Source organism: Leucobacter sp. CX169 (assembly GCF_017161405.1).
Lineage (GTDB): Bacteria > Actinomycetota > Actinomycetes > Actinomycetales > Microbacteriaceae > Cx-87.
This window is the reverse complement of the sequence record NZ_CP071051.1, coordinates 1,911,864-1,930,977: the sequence shown is the minus strand read 5'-3', so window position 1 is coordinate 1,930,977 and position 19,114 is coordinate 1,911,864. Positions and strand designations below refer to the sequence as shown.

13 protein-coding genes, 1 tRNA gene and 1 pseudogene are annotated in these 19,114 nt (G+C 68.1%); 10 read left to right on the top strand and 5 right to left on the bottom strand.

The features are described from left to right. Positions 1-41: 41 nt before the first annotated feature. Positions 42-1,559 carry an aminotransferase class I/II-fold pyridoxal phosphate-dependent enzyme gene (locus JW030_RS08785; protein ID WP_188044165.1) on the bottom strand — a complete coding sequence of 506 codons (1,518 nt, stop codon included), beginning with the start codon at positions 1,557-1,559 and terminating at the stop codon, positions 42-44. A gap of 73 nt (positions 1,560-1,632) precedes the next feature. Between JW030_RS08785 and JW030_RS08780 the strand changes: the two genes are divergently transcribed. After that, positions 1,633-2,529 (top strand): LysR family transcriptional regulator, encoded by an 897-nt coding sequence (locus tag JW030_RS08780; protein ID WP_188044164.1) that lies wholly within the window; start codon positions 1,633-1,635, stop codon positions 2,527-2,529. 19 nt (positions 2,530-2,548) lie between these two features. Here the strand turns inward: JW030_RS08780 and JW030_RS08775 are convergent, their stop codons facing one another. Beyond that, entirely contained in the window at positions 2,549-3,985 is a 1,437-nt protein-coding gene (locus JW030_RS08775; RefSeq protein ID WP_241095395.1) for an amino acid permease, read from the bottom strand. A gap of 168 nt (positions 3,986-4,153) precedes the next feature. After that, positions 4,154-4,714 (bottom strand): TetR/AcrR family transcriptional regulator, encoded by a 561-nt coding sequence (locus tag JW030_RS08770; RefSeq protein ID WP_188044162.1) that lies wholly within the window; start codon positions 4,712-4,714, stop codon positions 4,154-4,156. Between the two features lie 131 nt (positions 4,715-4,845). On the opposite strand from JW030_RS08770, the pseudogene JW030_RS08765 reads away from it, so the two are divergent. Then, a pseudogene (locus JW030_RS08765) lies at positions 4,846-6,555 on the top strand (amidase); the annotation flags it as partial. A 330-nt stretch (positions 6,556-6,885) separates the two neighbouring features. On the opposite strand, the gene JW030_RS08760 reads toward JW030_RS08765, so the two are convergent. Continuing rightward, positions 6,886-7,467 (bottom strand): MarR family winged helix-turn-helix transcriptional regulator, encoded by a 582-nt coding sequence (locus JW030_RS08760; RefSeq protein WP_188044160.1) that lies wholly within the window; start codon positions 7,465-7,467, stop codon positions 6,886-6,888. A gap of 105 nt (positions 7,468-7,572) precedes the next feature. Between JW030_RS08760 and JW030_RS08755 the strand changes: the two genes are divergently transcribed. The 3 genes from JW030_RS08755 (at position 7,573) to JW030_RS08745 (ending at position 10,131) form a co-directional block, all read left to right on the top strand. Beyond that, positions 7,573-7,644 (top strand) — tRNA-Gln (locus JW030_RS08755). A 67-nt stretch (positions 7,645-7,711) separates the two neighbouring features. Next, the gene (glmU, locus tag JW030_RS08750; protein WP_188044159.1) at positions 7,712-9,157 is read left to right on the top strand and encodes a bifunctional UDP-N-acetylglucosamine diphosphorylase/glucosamine-1-phosphate N-acetyltransferase GlmU; all 1,446 of its coding nucleotides are present in this window, start codon (positions 7,712-7,714) and stop codon (positions 9,155-9,157) included. After that, a complete protein-coding gene (locus JW030_RS08745; protein WP_188044158.1) occupies positions 9,154-10,131 on the top strand; it encodes a ribose-phosphate diphosphokinase in 978 nt (325 codons plus the stop codon). Before glmU ends, JW030_RS08745 begins: the two co-directional genes overlap by 4 nt. A 136-nt stretch (positions 10,132-10,267) precedes the next feature. Here JW030_RS08745 and gndA read toward each other — a convergent pair whose 3' ends face one another. Further along, complete coding sequence (gene gndA, locus JW030_RS08740) at positions 10,268-11,713, bottom strand: NADP-dependent phosphogluconate dehydrogenase (protein WP_188044157.1); 1,446 nt, start codon at positions 11,711-11,713, stop codon at positions 10,268-10,270. A 349-nt stretch (positions 11,714-12,062) separates the two neighbouring features. Between gndA and JW030_RS08735 the strand changes: the two genes are divergently transcribed. The 5 genes from JW030_RS08735 (at position 12,063) to JW030_RS08715 (ending at position 19,088) form a co-directional block, all read left to right on the top strand. Continuing rightward, positions 12,063-12,641 carry a 50S ribosomal protein L25/general stress protein Ctc gene (locus tag JW030_RS08735; protein ID WP_188044156.1) on the top strand — a complete coding sequence of 193 codons (579 nt, stop codon included), beginning with the start codon at positions 12,063-12,065 and terminating at the stop codon, positions 12,639-12,641. 154 nt (positions 12,642-12,795) lie between these two features. Continuing rightward, positions 12,796-13,386, top strand: a complete 591-nt coding sequence (pth, locus tag JW030_RS08730; protein WP_241095620.1) for an aminoacyl-tRNA hydrolase — start codon at positions 12,796-12,798, stop codon at positions 13,384-13,386. Continuing rightward, complete coding sequence (mfd, locus tag JW030_RS08725) at positions 13,383-17,162, top strand: transcription-repair coupling factor (RefSeq protein ID WP_188044154.1); 3,780 nt, start codon at positions 13,383-13,385, stop codon at positions 17,160-17,162. Before pth ends, mfd begins: the two co-directional genes overlap by 4 nt. A 276-nt stretch (positions 17,163-17,438) precedes the next feature. Continuing rightward, a complete protein-coding gene (locus tag JW030_RS08720) occupies positions 17,439-18,371 on the top strand; it encodes an endonuclease domain-containing protein (RefSeq protein WP_188044153.1) in 933 nt (310 codons plus the stop codon). 9 nt (positions 18,372-18,380) lie between these two features. Beyond that, positions 18,381-19,088: a MazG nucleotide pyrophosphohydrolase domain-containing protein gene (locus JW030_RS08715; RefSeq protein ID WP_188044152.1), complete on the top strand. Its 708-nt coding sequence runs from the start codon at positions 18,381-18,383 to the stop codon at positions 19,086-19,088. The last annotated feature ends 26 nt before the right edge of the window (positions 19,089-19,114 follow it).

Here is a 19,114-nt window from a genome sequence, read left to right as displayed (position 1 = left end):
GGGCGATGTGAGGTGGGGGAGGCGCGGGGTGTCGCGCCTCGCTATTCGGCGACCACTCGGAAGGTGTCGAGGGCCGCGTCGTTGGCACCGCGAACGTACCCGGACGGGGACGTCGCCGTGCCGCGAAGGAAGGCGATAGCGCCATCGCTGAGGACCTCGCCGGGAAGTACGTTGGGCACTCCAGGCGGGTATGCAGCCAGTGAATCGGCGGAAACCCGTCCTGCGGCTGCAGAATGTGAGACTACCTCAACCTTCCCGAAAAACGCCTCGCCGAGGCCCATCGCGCGCTCGCAGGGATCGGGGAGCGCGCGCATCCGCTCGGGCTCGATATCGGCCTCAGGCAGTGCCCACAGCGAGTGCAGGAAGCGGTCTGTATCTGCCGGCGAGGTAGCGCCGACGAGGAGGAGGAGAGCTGCAGGAGTGGCGAGTTCGCAGTAGACCCGGTGATCTCGCAGCAGCTGGTACTGGGCGTCTCCGCCGGTGATCCCGGCGCCCCGGGTGTCGATCGCGATCTTGAACGGATCGTTCGCAATAGCGTCGGGGCTCGCCAGGATGTCTGGCGTGGCGTCACGGAATCGGCGATCGGCGCGAATCGCTGCGCGGATGGTCGCGGCCGAATCGAGGGCCTCGCCGATGACGTCTGTACGGGTGACCAGGTGGCGACGCGCCTCGTCGAGTGAGGCCAGAATAAGCGAGCTGCAGCTCGTCGACTGGTACGAGCGGACCACGCGGTCCACCAGGCTCTCGAGCTCCTGCGCGAGCGGACCGTGGCCCAACTGGAGCATCGCCGACTGGGCAAGGGATCCGGCCCCCTTCTGGGTGCTCGAGATCACGAGGTCCGCGCCGAGCCGGACGGAGTTCGTGGGCAGGTCCGGGTGCATGCCGAAGTGCGAGCCCCAGGCCTCATCAACGATCAGCGGCACGCCGTGGCGGTGGGCGACCTCCGCGATCGCGGCGACATCGGCAACGGCGCCGAAGTAGCTGGGCGAGACGATGTAGACCGCCGAGCTGTCCGGGTGCGCGGTGAGCGTTTCCTCAACCTCGCTCGCGGTCACCCCGTGTGCGGCCCCCAACCCGGTGTCGACTGCGCCCATGATGAAGTGCGGCACCAGGTCGAATCGTGTGATGCCGTCGATGACGCTCGAGTGCACGCTGCGCTGCACCACCAGCTCGGTGCCCAGCCCCCGCGCGACCGTCGTGGCGATGTGATTGCAACCGGATCCGCCGTTCGTGATGAACCAGGTGCGACTCGCGCCCCAGGCCTCGGCGGCGAGGTCCTGCGCGTGCATCAGCGGGGTGCGGCGTCCGGGGGTCACCAGCCGCCAGGTGTCTTGGTCGACGCCGCTGAACAGCATGGGAAAGTCCATCGCCAGCGCCTCGGGACCCACCAGGCCGGCAACGCCGGGCGCGTTCTCGGACTTGCCCTGGTGCGCCGGGACATGGAGGCGCTGCCAATCATGGCTGGCCAGCGACCGGATCGCATCCGCATACGGTGCAACCCGCTGGTGCGCGGGAGCGGTCGTGAGAGGTGTCGAGGGCAGGGTCGGGCTCGTTCGCATGGTTTCACGTTAGGGCCGCGATCAGATCGACGGAATATCAGCTATTCGCATTCTCTGTCATATCCTGTATGACGTGATCTCGCTGCAGCAGTTTCGTGTGCTTTTGGCCATTCGCGACCGGGGGAGTCTGACTCGTGCGGCCGCGGAGCTGCAGTACGGCGTCCCGACGGTGGCGCACCACCTGAGTACTCTCGAACGCCACCTGCAAATTCGGTTGGTCGACCGTGATCGCAGCGGGGCCACGCTCACGCCGCTCGGACTCGAGTTCGCGGCAGAGGTGGAGCAAATTCTTGCGCGCGTAGACCAGGCCGAGCGGCTCGTGGCCGATCGTAGGGATGCCGGGGTGGCCACGCTTCGTGTCGGCACCTTCGCCTCCATCGGTTCGCGACTGCTGCCCGCCGCCATCGGGGAGTTGCAGCGGCGCTCACCCGTGCGGGTGGAGGTGGTTGAGGCGGAACCTACCGAGGTAGTGCGTCTCCTGCGTGGCGGCGAGGTGCACGCGGGGCTGATCTACGATTTCGCGGACGATCCTGCCTTTGTATCTGAGGATCTGGCGCTGACGCCGCTGTTGCAGGAGCCCTATCGCGTGATGGTCGCGAGCGACAGTGAGTACGCGCAACGTGACGAGCTGGACTTCGCCGAGCTCTCAGAGGTCGCCTGGGTGTGCAGCCGGAACGCCGACGAGGCATCCGATCGTTTGCTTCGACGTGTGTGTCACTCGGTGGGCTACGAGGTGCGCGAGCTCATGCGCAGCGACGACCTGAACATGATTCACGGCCTCGTCGCGGCTGGGCTCGGATTCGGGCTCTCGACCGCGGCCGCGGTCGACCCGCGCTTCGGGGTCGTTCTCCTCCCCGCGGTGCAGGATCTGGGCGAGCGGCACGTCTCGTTCGCGACCAGGTTGGGGGCCGCGCCCCCTGCGGCACATTGGCTGGGCGAGATCATGCAGCGGCGAGTGCGCTCGCTCTAGTGCCGAAGCCGAGCGAGAGCTACGCGTCCTCGCCGGTCCCGGGCAGCTTGACGGCCCCGGTCAGCGGCTCACCGTGACGGAGCAGCTGGCGCTTGCGCAGCTGCCAGATTACCGCCAGCCCGGCGAACCAGACCGGCGCGACCAGGATCGGGATCCGGGTGTCCTCCCCGAGGATGAGGGTGTAGACGATGAAGACGAAGAACGCGAGCACCATCCACGGGGCGAAGCGCGACAGCGGCATCTTGAATTTCGATTCCGTGTGACGGGCGGGGAAGCGCCGGCGGTACGAAATGTAGCTCACCAGGATCATGCCCCAGATGAACAGGATGAAGACGGAAGCGACCGAGGAGACGAAGGTGAACGCCGCGATCACGCTATCGCCGGCGAGCAGGATCGGGGCCGCGCTGAAGAGGAATACCGCGGTGAAGAAGACCGCTCGGCGCGGCACACCTCGATTGTCCGTAATTGAGAATCGGTGCGGGGCGTGCCCGTCCTTGGCCAGCGCGAACATCATGCGCGTGCCCGAGTAGAAGCCTGAATTTGAGCTCGAGGCGGCGGAGGTCAGCACGACGAGATTGATAGCGAAGGCGGCCGCGCCGAAGCCAGCGTAGGCGAGCGTCGTCACGAACGGGCTCTGTTCGGGGTCGATCTCCCGCCACGGGGTGATGGCCATCACAATGGTCAGTGCGCCGATGTAGAAGATCAGGATCCGCACCACGATCGAGTTGATCGCCTTTGGCAGGTTCTTGTGGGGGTCCATCGTCTCGGCGGCCGCGGTGCCGACGAGCTCGACGCCGATGAACGAGAAAATACCGAGCTGGAAGCCGAGCAGGAAGCCGCCAACCCCGAACGGGAACATGCCGCCGTCGGACCAGAGATTCGAGAGGGCGGCCGAGGTGCCCGTGTCGGGGTTCTGGAAGCCGGAGAAGAGCAAGAAGATGCCGGTAGCGATCAGCGCGAGGATCGCCACGATCTTGATCATGGCGAACCAGAACTCGAACTCGCCGAAGAACCGGACGGGCTGCAGGTTCAAGATGGTGAGAGCGATTGCCGTCACGACCGCTGGAACCCAGCTCGGGATCGTCGGGTTGATGTAGGCGACGTAGCTGGTGATTGCGATGATGTCGGCCACGCAGATGACCACCCAGGAGAACCAGTACGACCACGACACGAAGAACCCAGCCCAGGGACCGATCAGGTCTTTCGCGATGTCGCCGAAGGTCTGATAGTTCAGATTTGAGAGCAGGATCTCGCCGAGCGCGCGCATCACGAAGAAGATCATGAAACCGATGACGCCGTAGACGAAGAGCACCGACGGTCCGGTGAGGCTGATGATCTTGCCCGACCCGAGGAAGAGGCCGGTGCCGATGGCCCCGCCGATGGCGATGAGTTGAAGGTGGCGGTTCGAGAGCCCGCGCTGCAGTGTGTCGTGCGGCGCGCTTGCGATTTCGGTCACTGCGATCACTCCTGTGTGGTGGGCTATCGGCGAAGGGTGGGTGCGAGTAGCTGCAGTTTTGCCGGAGAGTGGCATGATGGCTGGGCTCCGGCGCAGTGCCCATTCTGTTCCCGACAGGATCGGGTCTGTTGTCTCTCGCGCTGCCGTCGGCCGCGGCGCTGCGGCCGCCTAGTGTGCGACGGTCACATCGATCGCCGCATCGATCGCCGCGCGGGCCGCCTCCGCGTCGATCTGGCCCGTGAGCCAGCGGCCGGAGAGGCCCTCCACGAGGCTCGTGAGCAGGAGCGCGGTGTGCCCGGGGCGCGAATCGGCCGGATTCGCTTCGGCGATGAGCGCGGCCATCGCGTCCTGCCAGTTGGCGGTCGAACGGGTGAGCGCCGCGGCGTTCGCCGTGTCGAATACGGCGTTCGCGCGCACCTCGTTCCAGGTGATCGAGCCCTCGCGCACGCCCGGCTCATTGCCAAAGTCAGCGCGCAGCGACGCGCGCAGTCGCGCGAGGGGAGTCAACTCCTCGGGTCCGGCGGTGTGGTTCTCGCCGTTGGCAGCGACGTGGTCGAGCGCGGCCTGGAGCAGCCCCGCGCGATCGCCGAAGTGATACGAGAGGAGTCCGATCGAGACCCCCGCTTCGCGCGCGACATCCTGCATGCGAAACCGTGCGAGGCCGCCGCGGGCGATCACTCGTTCGCACGCGGCAAGGATCCGGTCGGGGGTCGCACCCGGCTCTGTCATCTGGGGCTCCTTCGGCCGGGCGAGCCGAAGACCGGCACGCCGAGAAACTCGAACTGAAAACAATTTCAGTATACGATCGCAGCAGCACGTGCGTGGCACCCCACGCACACGACTGACCAAAGGAGTTCGCCTTGGCTGCGCAGCACGACCCCTTCCATCTGCTGGAGACGAGCATCTCGGAGGTGCTCGCCGCGCTCGCCGCAGGGCGCATCACGAGCGTCGAGCTCACGGCCCGCTACCTGTCGCGCATCGGTGCCTTCGATCGGGAAGCGGCGCGGCTCTGCGCGGTCCCCGTGCTGAACCCCGAGGCGCTCGCGATGGCGGCCGAGTCCGATCGGCGTTGGCGCTCAGGTACCGCCCGCCCGCTCGAGGGCGTGCCGTTCACGGTGAAGGACTCGTACATGGTGCGGGGGTTGACGGTCGCTTCTGGCTCGCCCGCGTTCAAAGACCTCATCGCCCAGCGCGACGCGTTCTCGGTCGAGAAGCTGCGCGAGGCGGGCGCCGTACTGATCGGCAAGACGAATATGCCGCCCATGGCCGACGGCGGCATGCAGCGCGGCGTCTACGGCCGCGCCGAGAGCCCGTATAACCCCGATTTCCTCGCCGCAGCGTACGCCTCCGGTTCCTCCAACGGCTCGGCCGTGTCAACCGCCGCAAACCTCGCCGTGTTCGGCATGGGGGAGGAGACGGTGTCGTCGGGTCGCAGCCCTGCCTCAAACAACGGCCTGTGCGCCTACACGCCGTCGTGGGGCATCCTGTCGATTCGCGGCAACTGGCCGCTCTTCCCCGCGCGTGACGTCGTCGTGCCCCACACCCGATCGATGCCCGACATGCTGCGCCTGCTCGATGTCCTGGTCCAGGACGACGCCGAGACGCGCGGCGACTTCTGGCGCAACCAGAGTGTCGTTCCCACGCCCCTGCCGAGCGAGCACCGCCCCGCGTCGTACCTCGAAGTACAGCGCCCGGACGCCCTGCAGGGTGTCCGCCTCGGTGTGCCGCGGATGTATCTCGGCCAGGATCCTGCCTTCCCGATCGATGTGCGCCCCTCGGTGCTCGCCCGCTGGGAGGCGGCGCGTGCCCGACTCGAGGACCTCGGTGCCGAGGTGATCGAGGTCGACTTCCCCGTGATTGAGCAGTACGAGGCCGACGAGCCGGGAGGCGAGCAGATCGCGCGGCTCGGGGTGCTTCCCGAGGGGTGGATGGACACCGAGTTCACCGAGTTCCTGCCGTTTGGCTGGGACGACTTCCTGCGCGCCAACGGCGACCCGAACATCCCGAACCTCGCGGTCGTCGACCCTGACACGATCTTCCCGACGCCGCCAGGCGCGCTCGAGGACCGCTACACCGAGATCGACGACTACGCGAACCGCTACCGCTCGGTCGTGGAGTACGCGAAGCGCGGCATCCCCGACCCGCGCGAGCGTGCCGACTTTGCGGATGGACTGCGCGCGCTCGTGCAGTTGCGGGTCGACCTCTTCGAGAACTGGCTCGTCGAGCGCGGCATCGATGCGGTCGTGTTCCCGGCGAACGCGGACGTGGGCGCAGAAAACGCCGACATCGACCTCGCCGCCGCCGACCGCGCCTGGGCGAATGGCGTGTTCTTCTCGAACGGCAACTATGCGCTTCGCCACTTCGGGATCCCGAGCGTGACCGTGTCGATGGGTCAGATGGAGGACATCGCGATGCCGATCGGCCTGACCTTCGCCGGCGCCGCCTACACCGACCCGGCGCTGCTGGGCTACGCCGCGGCGTTCGAGGCGGGGGCCGCGAGCGGCGACGCCGAGTCCACCCGCGCGCTCCGCCCGCTGCCCGCGTTCGCCCCCGAGCTGCCCGCGGACCGCCTCCCGGCTCGCGCCGCGCAGGATCCCGCGGCCGCGCCGCCCGCGGTGACGATCGAGGCGGTACTCGACGAGCACCGGTACCACGAGGGCGCCCAGTTGCTCCTGCTCTCGGGCACCCTCAGCGGCGGCGAGCCGACCGTGACCGTGAACGGTGTCGAGGTGGTCGTTGAGGCGCAGGGCGGTCGCTGGTCCGCGAGCGCGGTGCTGCCCGCCGAAGTCACCCCACCCGTGGTCGGCGGCAACCCCCGCTTCGGTCGCGCCCTCGTTGTGGCGCTCGTGTCGGGCCCGGGCGGCGACGCCGCCGCCTTCGCCGACGTGTCGTAGGCGCGGTTAGGCGCGCGCCGGGCCCGAATCCGCGGCGCCGGGCTCGGCCGCGGCGTCTGCCGCAGGCTCGGGCTCGGCGCCCGCGAGCGCCGAGAACCGGTCGACGCTGAGCGCGAGTCGCCGCAACAGCTGCGCGAGGCGCTCGCGCTCGGCGCGGGGGACGCCCGAGAGCAAGATTTCTTCGGCGTCGGTGAGGCGCGTGATCGCGGCGTCGACGAGCGTGATGCCCTTCGCCGTCATCTCGACGAGCACCCCGCGGCCGTCGTTCGGGTCGGTGAGACGGGTCACGAGGTCGCGTTCAACCATCCGGTCGATGCGGTTCGTCATGGTGCCGCTCGAGACCATGGTCTGCCGCACGAGCACCTTCGGGCTCTGCCGATAGGGGTACCCGCCCCGCCGCAGCACGGCGAGTACGTCAAATTCCCAGGAGGTGAGTCCCGAGCGCTCGAAGGCGCGCGCGCGGGCGCGATCGAGGTGCTTTGCGATCCGCATGAGGCGCGAAAACACGTCAAGTGGGGCCAAATCGAGATCCGGTCGGGCCGCGGCCCACTCTTCGACGATCCGGTCTACGACGTCGTGTTCCTTCATGCTTCCCATTATCGGGGCTGCCCGGCGTGGGCCATGACGGGAATCGCGGGCAAAGCGACCTCCAGAATCTGGCAGACTATACGGGGCGTGTGCGAAAGCGCACGATCCGCCTTGGTGTAATGGCAGCACGACAGCCTTTGGAGCTGTTAAGTCTAGGTTCGAATCCTGGAGGCGGAGCGGACCGAGGGATCGCGGACACGCGGTCCGTGCTCGGCAGGCAGTAACGGCGGAGGGAACGCTCAGCATGACGGAGACCACCGGAAACGGCCGCGTAGCGGTTGTCATCTTGGCGGCGGGCCAGGGCACGCGCATGAAGTCGGCGCTGCCAAAGGTGCTGCACCCCATCGGCGGTCGCTCGCTGATCGCGCACGTGCTCGACACGGCGGCGGGACTGACCCCCGAGACCGTGATCGCGGTCGTGCGGCACGACCGCGACCGGGTGGCCGAGGCGATTCTGGACCACGCCCCGAACACCGTGATCGTCGATCAGGACGAGATCCCCGGCACCGGCCGCGCAGTCGAGCAAGCGCTCGCGGCACTCCCCGCCGACTTTGACGGCACCGTCGTCGTGCTCTCGGGTGACGTGCCGCTGCTCGACTCGGGCACCCTCGGGCAGCTCGTCCGTGGCCACCGCGAGGCGGACCGCTCAATGACGCTGCTCTCGGCCATCTTCGAGAACCCCACGGGCCTCGGCCGGATCCTGCGTGGCGAGAACGGTCAGATGACCGGCATCGTCGAGGAGAAGGACGCGAGCGACGACCAGCGTCGCATCACCGAGATCAACGGTGGCGTGTACGTCTTTGGTCGCGCCGCGATCGAGTCCGCGCTCGCCCTCATCGACACGAACAACGCGCAGGGCGAGAAATACCTCACTGACGCCGCGTCACGCATCCTCGAAAGCGGCGGCAGCGTCGACGCGGTGGCGACGAAGGATACCTGGCTGATCGCCGGGGTGAACGATCGCGCTCAGCTGTCCGACGCGGGGCGCGAACTGAACCGGCGCATCGTGCGGGCGCACCAGCTCGCCGGCGTGACCATTCAGGATCCTGCCACGACCTGGATCGACGCGACGGTGTCGATCGGGCCCGACAGCGTGATCCTGCCGGGGACCTTCCTGCGCGGTGCGACGACCATCGAGGGCGGCGCCGAGATCGGCCCCGACACCACCCTGGTCGACTGCGAGGTGGGGGAGGGCGCCCACGTGCGCCGCACCGAGGCCACCCTCGCGGTAATCGGCGCGGGTGCCGACGTCGGCCCCTTCGCCTACCTCCGCGCCGGCACCGAGCTGGGCGCGGGCGGCAAGATCGGCGCCTACGTCGAGACGAAGAACGCCCACATCGGCGAGGGCAGCAAGGTGCCCCATCTCAGCTACGTCGGCGACGCGACGGTCGGCACCGGCACCAATATTGGTGCGGGCACGATCTTCGCGAACTACGACGGAATCAAGAAGCACCACACCACCGTCGGTGACCAGGTGCGCATTGGTTCGAAGAACGTTCTCATCGCACCCGTTACGATTGAAGACGGCGTCTACACCGCGGCCGGAACGGTCGTGCGTAAGGACGTACCAGCTGGGTCGCTCGGCCTTACGGTCGCTCCCCAAAGAAACATCAGCGGATGGGTCGCCGAACATCGGCCCGGAACCAGCAGCGCCCAGGCGGCGCAGAAGAGCGAGGAAGACGGAGCATGAGCGCGATCGAGATGGCCGGCCAGAAGAAGCTGGTCCTGATCTCCGGGCGGGCGTACCCGGAACTCGCACAGCGCGTCGCAGAGGAACTGGGTGCTGAGCTCATTCCCACCGACGCACGCACCTTTGCCAACGGCGAGCTCTATGCCCGCTTCGACGAGAGCGTGCGCGGCTGCGACGCCTTCGTCATTCAGTCGCACAGCAACCCGATCAATGAGGCGCTCATGGAGCAGCTCATCATGGTCGACGCGCTCAAGCGAGCCTCGGCAAAGCGGATCACCGTTGTTGCCCCCTTCTACCCTTACTCGCGCCAGGACAAGAAGGGCCGCGGCCGCGAGCCGATCTCGGCCCGCCTCGTTGCGGACCTGTTCAAGGCCGCCGGCGCGAACCGCATCATGTCGGTTGACCTGCACGCTCCCCAGATTCAGGGCTTCTTCGACGGCCCCGTCGACCACCTGTTCGCGATGCCGGTGCTGCTCGCGCACTTCAAGAAGACCATCAACCGCGACGACCTCACCGTCGTCTCGCCGGACATGGGCCGCGTGCGCGTCGCCGACGTGTGGAGCGACAAGCTCAGCGCGCCGCTCGCGATTATTCACAAGCGCCGCGACCCGCTAGTGCCCAACCAGGTCTCGGTGCACAACATTGTCGGTGACGTCAAGGACCGCTGGTGCGTCGTCGTCGACGACATGATCGACACGGGCGGGACGATCGCGAAGGCCGCTCAGGCGCTCAAGGACGCGGGCGCGCGAGGCGTGACGATCGCCGCGACGCACGCGATCTTCTCGGGCAAGGCGACCGAGTACCTGTCGGCCGACTTCATCGATCAGGTCGTCGTCACTGACACCCTGCCGGTGCCGGAGGAGAAGCGATTCGAGAAGCTCACGGTGCTGTCGATCGCGCCGCTGCTCGCCCAGGCGATCCACGAGGTGTTCGAGGACGGCTCCGTGACCTCCATGTTTGAGGGCGCGGCCTAAACGCAATCGCATCACGGAGACCGAAAAGGGGCGCTGAGGAGAAATCCTCGGCGCCCCTTCCGCGTTCCCGTGCGTAACGTCGAGGAACGAAAAAGGGCGGCCCGAGGGCCGCCCTGATTCTGCCGCGAGGACCGAGCTATTCGGCGACCTGGGTCTCCGAGCGATCTCCCGACCACTCGGTGTGGAACACGCCGGGGCCGTCGACGCGGCGATAGGTGTGCGCGCCGAAGAAGTCGCGCTGCGCCTGGATGAGGGCCGCGGGCAGGCGAGCCGCCCGCAGGCCGTCGTAGTACGAGAGCGACGAGGCGAAAGCCGGGATCGGCACTCCCGCCAGCGCGGCGGTCGAGACGACCGAACGCCAAGCCTCCTGCGCGCCGCCAGCAGCCGTGGCGAAGAAGGGTGCCGCGACGAGCAGGTCGAGGTTCGCGTCCGCGCCGTACGCCTCGGCGATGTGCCCCAGGAAGCGCGCGCGAATAATGCAGCCCTCGCGCCAGATCTTCGCGAGCGCACCAGAATCGATGGCCCAGCCGTACTGGCTTGCGCCCGCGCGGATCACGTCAAAGCCCTGCGAGTACGCGATGATCTTGGACGCGTACAGCGCCTGGCGCACGTTCTCGACGAACGCCGCGCGATCGGCGATCTCGGGCTTGTTCGCGGGGCCGGCGAGGCGGGCGCCGAGCAGGCGCTGCTCGGGGTGCGAGGACAGGCCGCGTGCGAAGACCGCCTCGGCGATGCCGCTGATCGGGCTGCCGAGCGTGAGCGCCGTCTGCACGGTCCATCCGCCGGTGCCCTTCTGGCCAGCCTGGTCGAGGATGACATCGACGAAGGGGCGGCCGGTGCGCGCGTCTTCGTGGCGCAGCACCTCGGCGGTGATCTCGACGAGGTAGCTCTCGAGCTCGCCCGTGTTCCACTCCTCGAACACGTCCGCGATCTCGGTGGGGGTGAGCCCGCCCACGTGGCGCAGCAGGTCAAATGCCTCGGCGATGAGCTGCATGTCGGCGTACTCGATGCCGTTGTGCACCATCTTGACGAAGTGGCCGGATCCGTCGCTGCCCACGTGCGTGACGCACGGCTCGCCGTCCTTGGCGCGGGCCGCGATGGACTCGAAGATCGGGCCGACGACCGCGTACGCCTCTTCCGAGCCGCCAGGCATGATGCTCGGGCCGTTCAGCGCGCCCTCTTCGCCGCCGGAAATGCCGGCGCCGACGAAGTGGAGCCCCCGCAGGCGCATCTCGTGCTCACGGCGGATCGTGTCGGTGTACAGTGCGTTGCCGCCGTCGATGATGATGTCGCCGGGCTCGAACGCGTCCGCGAGCTCGCGAATGACAGAATCGGTGGCCGCGCCGGCCTGCACCATGATGATGGCGGTGCGCGGGCGGCTGAGCGAAGCCGCGAAGTCGGTGATCGACTCGGCGGCGACGAAGTTCGCTTCGGGGTGTGCCTCGACGAGCGCCCGGGTGCGTTCGGGCGAACGATTCACAACGGCAACGCGGTTTCCTTCGCGGCTGGCGAGATTGCGGGCGAGGTTTGCGCCCATCACGGCCAGTCCAACGACACCAATGTTTGCCTGCGTGTTACTCATTCGGGAGGTACTCCTTACATCTTGGATCACGTTTGACCCCCGGGTAAGGGTATCGGGTAGTGGGGCATTTACAGAGTTGGCGCGGCCCATCGGACCGGACTCGGGCGGCCGTGCGCGAAAAACTCGGTGCCGGACTGCGGTCGGATTCGTGGTCAGGACGGATGTCCAAAGACCATGTAGACTTGGCAGCTGTACTTCGGCGAGGGATGCGCAAGCATCCGTGATCGACGCGGGACCGGGCCACCTTTGCGGGCAGATTCGGATCGCCTCGACCGGCGAGAGATAGATACCAGAACCGGCGGGTCACCCCGCCCTGTCCGGGCCCGCGCGCCCGACTAGGAGAAGCACTATGAGCACCGAAATCAGCAAGCTCGTCGCGACCAACCGCGAGTCGTTCGGCAAGGGTGTGGCGCGCAAGCTCCGCGCTGCCGGATCGACCCCCGCCGTTGTCTACGGCCACGGTATGGACCCGATCCACGTCTCGGTTGACGCCCACGCGCTCAGCCTGATCGTCCGCAAGGCCAACGCCCTGATCTCGCTGGAGATCGACGGCGCCGCCCAGCTCGTCCTGGTCAAGGACGTACAGCGTGACCCCGTGCGTCAGATCATCGAGCACATCGACCTCGTCGCCCTCCAGACGGGTGAAAAGGTTGAGGTTGAGATCCCCGTGCACATGGAAGGCACCGCGTTCGCCGGCGCCAACGCACTGCAGGAGCTCAACACTGTCCGCCTCCTGGTGCTCGCAACCGCGATTCCCGAGTCGCTGACCATCAACGTCGAGGGCCTCGAGGCTGGCGTGCAGATCCACGCCGGCGAGATCGAGCTGCCCGAGGGCGCCGAGCTCCTCGACCTGGCTGAGCAGCTGGTCGTGCACATCGCGGCTCCGCGTGGTGCTGAGGATGACGACGCTGCCGAGGCTGCCGAGTAATCATCTTCACCCCGAGCCCGTCGGAACCGTCGTGAGTATTCGCGAGTGGTTCCGGCGGGCTCGACCTGTCTCTCAGGGCAGGTTTGAGAATGGGCAGGATCCTGCCGAGTTTCTCGCCCCGAATATTGAATCTGACTCTCAGGAGGAGCACGCCTTGGCGCAGGACAGCTGGTTGATCGTCGGTCTCGGAAACCCCGGGGCGAAGTACGAAAACACCCGCCACAATGTCGGCCAGATGGTGCTCGACGAGCTTGCCTCGCGCATCGGTGGCACGTTCAAGGCGCACCAGGCGAACGCCCGTGTGGTCGAGGGGCGCACGGCCCCCGGCGCTCCGAAGCTCGTGCTGGCCAAGCCGAACAGCTACATGAACCTTTCCGGCGGACCCGTCGCGAACCTCGCTCAGTACTACGGTGTACCGGTCGAGCGTCTGGTCGTCGTGCACGACGAGCTCGATCTTCCCTTTGACTCCCTGAAGCTCAAGATCGGCGGCGGCCACGGCGGCCACAACGGGCTGCGCGATATCGCCAAGGCGCTCGATACCCCCGAGTTTGTGCGGGTGCGGGTCGGCATCGGGCGGCCCCCGGGCCGGCAGGATCCCGCCGACTTCGTCCTGAAGCCGTTTGCCTCGTCTGAGCGCGACAACCTGCCCATCCTGATCGCCGACGCGGCGGATGCCGTCGAGGGGGTCGTGAGTGAGGGGCTGCTCGCCACCCAGCAGCGTTTCCATGGCAAGGCGGGCGCATGAGCCTCGCCGGTATCGAGCGAGCGCTCGAGTCGTCCGAGTCATTCGCTCGCGCGCTGGATCAGTCGGCCGGTGACGCCGACTTCTCGGTCGACGAAGGCCTGCGCGCCCCCCTGATTGCCGGCCTCATCGGCCGCCGCCGTCTTGCCGGGGATACCGGGCCACTGCTCGTGGTCGCGGCAACGAGCCGCGAGGCGGACGCCCTGCGCGAGGCGCTCGGCTCGATCTTGCCCGACGCGGCCACCGTCGAGTTCCCCGCCTGGGAGACGCTGCCGCACGAGCGGTTGAGCCCGAGCGCCGAGACCGTCGGGCGCCGCTCCGCCGCGCTCCGCATGCTGCGCGAGCATGATGGCACGGCCGCGCCGCTGCTCATGGTCGCCTCGGTCCGCGCGGTCCTGCAGCCGGTCTCGCCCCAGGTCGCGCACGATCGCCGCATCGTGCTGCGCGCCGGTGCCTCATCGATCGGCCTCGAATCGATCTCGCGCGAGCTCGTCGACCTGGCCTACACGCGCGTCGACATGGTCACGCGCCGCGGCGAGTTCGCCGTCCGCGGCGGGATCCTCGATGTGTTCTCGCCGACCGCCGAGCAGGCCGTCCGCATCGATTTCTTCGGCGATGACGTCGACGATATCCGCCGCTTCTCGGTCGGAGACCAGCGCTCAGCCGGCGACGCTGTACCCGAGATCGTGCTCCCGCCCGCCCGCGAGCTGCTGCTTACCGACGCGGTGCGTGAACGCGCGGCGGCGCTCATCCCGCAGCTCCCCACGATCGCTGGAATGCTCGAGAAGATCAGTCAGGGCATCGCGGTTGAGGGTATGGAGAGCCTGATCCCACAGCTCGTGCCCGGGCTCGCCCCGCTGACCGGTCTGCTGCCCGAGGGCGGAGCCGTCGTCGTGCTCTCTCCGGAGCGCGTCGCGATGCGTGCGGTGCACCTCGCCGAGGCGAACCGCGAGTTCCTCGAGGCCGCCTGGGGCGCCGCGACGGCGGGCGCGCAGTCGCCCATCCCGGTCGACGACAGCGGCCTACTCACCATGGCCGAGGTACGCGCCGCATCTCGTCAGCGCCCGTGGTGGACGCTCTCGAAGTTTGTGCGCGACGAAGAAGCCGACGCGCTGGCCAGCGCCGGCCCCGCCCGACAGGTCGGGGCGCAGGCCGGTAGCGCGGATCCTGCGCCTGCCGGTGTGGCCGAGGCCGACGGAGCGGCGAGCGACGCGGACAGCAATTTCGAGGGCATCACCGACGACACCGTCGCGGAGGCGCACGGCTACGTCGTGGTGCGCGGGGGAGCGGTGCCGTCGCCGCCCGCGCGGAGCGAGCCTGCGCAGGCCGCGATCGAGCACATTGCGGCGCGGCTCGCCGAGGGGTGGCGCACCGTCGTCACCGCGCAGGGCGCGGGCCTCGTCGAGCGCGCTCGCGACCTGATTGCCGAGGCGGGCCTCGCGGCGCGCATCGTTGACCGGGTACCCGAGGAGTTCGAGCCCGGCGTCGCGTACGTGACGACCGGCACCGCTTGGGTCGGGTTCGAGAGCCCCGAGGCGCGGCTGGTGCTTGCGAGCGAGGCCGAGTTCTTCGGGCGTGCCGTCAGTGGCCAGGCCGGCCGCCCCACGAAGCTCGCCAAGCGCCGCGGCCGCAACGTCGTCGACCCGCTGCAGCTGATCCCTGGTGACCACGTCGTGCACGAGGCGCACGGCATCGGCCGCTTTGTGGAACTCACGCAGCGTCTCGTGCCGAACGGCATCGGCAAGGGCGCCACCAAGTCGTTGCGCGAGTACCTCGTGATTGAGTATGCGTCGACTAAGCGCGGCATGCCCTCCGACAAGCTCTACGTGCCGACCGACCAGCTCGATCAGCTCTCGCGCTACGTGGGCGGCGAGTCCCCACCGCTATCCAAGATGGGCGGCTCGGACTGGGCCAACGCGAAGAAGAAGGCGCGCAGTGCGGTCCGCGACATCGCGGTCGAGCTCGTGAAGCTCTATTCGGCGCGCATGGCGTCTCGCGGACACGCCTTCTCGCCCGACACTCCCTGGCAGCACGAGCTCGAGGAAGCCTTCCCCTACGCCGAGACGATCGATCAGCTCACCACGATCGACGAGGTCAAGAAGGACATGGAGTCGCCCGTCCCGATGGACCGTCTCGTCTCGGGTGACGTCGGCTTCGGCAAGACGGAGATCGCGATCCGGGCCGCGTTCAAGGCGGTGCAGGACGGCAAGCAGGTCGCCGTGCTGGTGCCGACGACGCTGCTGGTGAAGCAGCACATGGAGACGTTCCAGAGTCGCTTCGCCGGGTTCCCGGTGCAGCTGCGTGCGCTCAGCCGCTTCCAGACGGAAAAGGAATCTCGCGAGACCCTCGATGGCCTCGCCGCGGGCACCGTCGACGTCGTGATCGGCACCCACCGGCTGTTGACCGACAGCGTGCGCTACCGCGATCTCGGGCTGCTGGTGGTCGACGAGGAGCAGCGCTTCGGCGTCGAGCACAAGGACTCGCTCAAGAAGCTCAAGACGAACGTCGACATCCTCGCGATGAGCGCGACGCCCATCCCGCGCACGCTGGAGATGGCGGTGACCGGCATTCGCGAAATGTCGACGCTGGCGACGGCGCCCGAGGACCGCCATCCGATCCTGACGTTTGTTGGGCCGCGCAGCGACAAGCAGATCTCGGCCGCGATCCGGCGCGAGATGCTGCGCGAGGGCCAGGTGTTCTTCGTGCACAACCGGGTGTCGTCGATCAACCGCATCGCGGCGCAGCTCGCCGAGCTCGTGCCCGATGCGCGCATCGCCGTGGCGCACGGAAAGATGAACGAGCACCAGCTCGAGCAGGTGGTCGTCGACTTCTATGAGCGCAAGTACGACGTGCTCGTGTCGACCACGATCGTCGAGACCGGCCTCGACATCGCAAACGCGAACACGATCATCATCGATCAGGCCGACCGGTACGGCCTGAGCCAGCTGCACCAGCTGCGTGGGCGCGTGGGGCGCAGCCGCGAGCGGGCATACGCCTACTTCCTGTACGACGCTGACAAGGTGCTCACCGAAACCGCCCACGAACGGCTCGAGACGATTGCGACGAACAACGAGCTTGGGGCCGGTATGCAGGTCGCGCTCAAGGACCTCGAGCTGCGCGGCGCGGGCAACCTCCTCGGCGGGCAGCAGTCGGGGCACATTGCGGGTGTTGGCTTCGACCTGTATCTGCGCATGATCGGCGAGGCCGTGAGCACGTTTAAGGGGGAGGACGTGTCGGGCTCGAACGAGCTGGTGCTCGAGCTGCCCGTCGACGCGCACATCCCCGAGCACTACGTCGAGAGCGAGCGCCTGCGCCTCGAGGCGTACCAAAAGTTCTCGGCTGCCTCGCACCCGCACGCGCCGGAGGATCACGTGTCGCTGGTGCTTGAGGAGCTGACGGACCGATACGGTGCGCCGCCCGAGGAGGTCACCCGCCTGGCTGAGGTGTCGGCACTGCGCCGTCGCGCCTCGCGCCTGGGTCTCTCCAAAGTGGTTGCCGCCGGTCCGTCGCTGCGCCTCGAGCCGGTGTCGCTTCCCGAGTCGCGGGTGATGCGCCTGTCGCGCATGTACCCGGGATCGAAGGTGGTGTCGCCCTCGGTGATTTCGATTCCGCTTCCCGCGGTGCTCGCTGGCCGTGGCCCGGGCTCGAGTCCGCTCGCCGGGGTCGGCCTGCGGCGAGGGCCGGCTTCGGCCGAGGACGGCGACGTGGTGGCCTGGGTGGGCCGGGTCTTTGAGACGATCCTGGAGGAGCCGGCTCCGGCCGCTGCCCCCACCGCCTAACGCTGCTTTTCGCGGAGAACTTGCCCTGCCCAGCTGTGGGCAAGGCGGGCGAAGCGCGCCGCGGCAGCGGTCTCGGTGTGGCTGGCTTCCGCCCCAATCGTCGACGCGTCAATATCTATCGAGTTGACGCAAAGTACGGGTGCGGTACCCCAGGACCGCAAGGATGTGACGCATCGAAACGAATTGACGCGCGACAGGAGCGCCGACGGGGTCTCGAGTTATCCACAGATTCGATTTCTCCTGCCGTGGGCGTGATGGGTGACGCACAGTTGCTGAATGACGAAGCGTTCCGCCTTCCCGCCACTCGACGGTCCCTCCTACCGAGTGCGTGACCTCCTACGGGCCGGGGTTCCCGCCCGGCGGCTCTATCTTGGGGACATCGCACGTCCTGCGCATGGAATCGTGATCCCGCCGACGAGCGAGATCGATTTGAAAACGATCGACGGACGATGCCGATCGATGCTGCCGGTGTTGTCTCCCGACCAGTTTTTCTCCCGCCGCACGGCCGCGAGCCTGTGGGGCATGCCGAGTTTTGGTGAGGAGCCAAACCTCCTGGACATTTGCTCTATCCACCCTCGCCGCGCGCCGCGGCGGCCAGAGATTGCGGGGCACTCCGTCACGGCCGGCCGCGTCCGCATCCAACAGCTCCGCGGCCTCCCCGTCGCTTCCCCCGAGGACACCTGGTGCCTGCTCGGCTCGATCCTGCCGCACGGGCAGCTCGTCGCGATCGGCGACTTCCTCGTCAGCGAGCGACACACCGGTGCCGGGTGGAAGGCGGCCGCGCCGAGCAGTTTCGGCAGGATCCGCGCGGCCATGATCCGGCACCGCGGCTCTCGCGGCATACGAAGCCTGACGCTCGCGATCCCGAAGATTCGGACCGGAGTGGACTCGCCGGCCGAGACCCAGCTGCGCCTCATCATCGTCGGCGGTGGACTGCCCGAGCCCCGCACGAACTGCCCGGTGCCAGTCAGCGGTGGCGACCTCCACGCGGACCTCGGCTATGACGCGCTGCAGATCGCGATCGAGTACGAGGGCCAATATCACTTCACTGGCGGCGAGTCTCAGGCGCGAAGAGACGTCGAACGCTGGGAGCGGATGACCGATGCCGGGTGGCGCGTGCTGCGGGTGGTCGCCCGGGACCTCCGGGATCCTGCGCCGTTTCTCGGTCGGCTCGCGCGCTCCATCGAGACTGCCAAGGGGGCGCGATAGCATGCCAATATGCGTGATGGAGCAGGCAATACCCACCAGGATCCCCTCGACCAAGTGCGCGAAACGGTGCGGAGGCTGGCGGCGCCAGACGGCTGCGCCTGGCACGGTGTGCAGACCCACGAGTCGCTCACCCCCTTCCTCGTGGAGGAGGCCGCGGAGTTCATCGACTCAATCGAACGGGACCGGCCCGCCGCCGAGGTGTCGGGCGAGCTCGGAGATGTGCTTTACCAGGTGCTGTTTCACGCGGCGATCGCCGAGCGCGACGGAGAGGGGTACTCGCTCGAGAGCGTGGCGAGCGCGCTCAACGAGAAGCTCATCGCGCGTCACCCGCACGTCTTTGGCGAGCGAGGGTACATGTCGGTCGAAGAACTCAACGCCGAGTGGGAGCGCCTCAAGGAGGACGCCGCGGGGGAGACCCGGGGCAGTCGGGGTGCGCTCGACGGGATTCCGGCGGGCATGCCGACGCTTGCGCGCGCGGCGAAGGTCGTGGAGCGGCTGAAGCGCGCGCGACTGCTCGACCCGTCCGCTGGAGCCGGGGTCGTGGGTGACCCGCTCGCGCATGCCGTGGGGCCCGACGAGCGCCGCATCGCCGAGGTGGGAATTGGCGACGCGATGCTCGCGCTCGTCTCCCGGGCGAACGCGGCAGGGGTCGACCCTGACCGCGCGCTCAGAGGCGCCGTCGACCGCATGGCCGCCCGGGTGCTGCCGGATGTGTAGCGAGCATTCCGGGTAGCGCGCGGTCA

What these genes read in the sequence shown, in the direction of transcription:
- JW030_RS08770 (WP_188044162.1), bottom strand. Translation starts at nt 4,714, where the DNA reads ATGACAGAGCCGGGTGCGACCCCCGACCGGATCCTTGCCGCGTGCGAA.
- gndA (WP_188044157.1), bottom strand. Translation starts at nt 11,713, where the DNA reads ATGAGTAACACGCAGGCAAACATTGGTGTCGTTGGACTGGCCGTGATG.
- JW030_RS08735 (WP_188044156.1), top strand. Translation starts at nt 12,063, where the DNA reads ATGAGCACCGAAATCAGCAAGCTCGTCGCGACCAACCGCGAGTCGTTC.
- JW030_RS08720 (WP_188044153.1), top strand. Translation starts at nt 17,439, where the DNA reads ATGACGAAGCGTTCCGCCTTCCCGCCACTCGACGGTCCCTCCTACCGA.
- JW030_RS08760 (WP_188044160.1), bottom strand. Translation starts at nt 7,467, where the DNA reads ATGAAGGAACACGACGTCGTAGACCGGATCGTCGAAGAGTGGGCCGCG.
- mfd (WP_188044154.1), top strand. Translation starts at nt 13,383, where the DNA reads ATGAGCCTCGCCGGTATCGAGCGAGCGCTCGAGTCGTCCGAGTCATTC.
- JW030_RS08745 (WP_188044158.1), top strand. Translation starts at nt 9,154, where the DNA reads ATGAGCGCGATCGAGATGGCCGGCCAGAAGAAGCTGGTCCTGATCTCC.
- JW030_RS08785 (WP_188044165.1), bottom strand. Translation starts at nt 1,559, where the DNA reads ATGCGAACGAGCCCGACCCTGCCCTCGACACCTCTCACGACCGCTCCC.
- JW030_RS08715 (WP_188044152.1), top strand. Translation starts at nt 18,381, where the DNA reads ATGCGTGATGGAGCAGGCAATACCCACCAGGATCCCCTCGACCAAGTG.
- glmU (WP_188044159.1), top strand. Translation starts at nt 7,712, where the DNA reads ATGACGGAGACCACCGGAAACGGCCGCGTAGCGGTTGTCATCTTGGCG.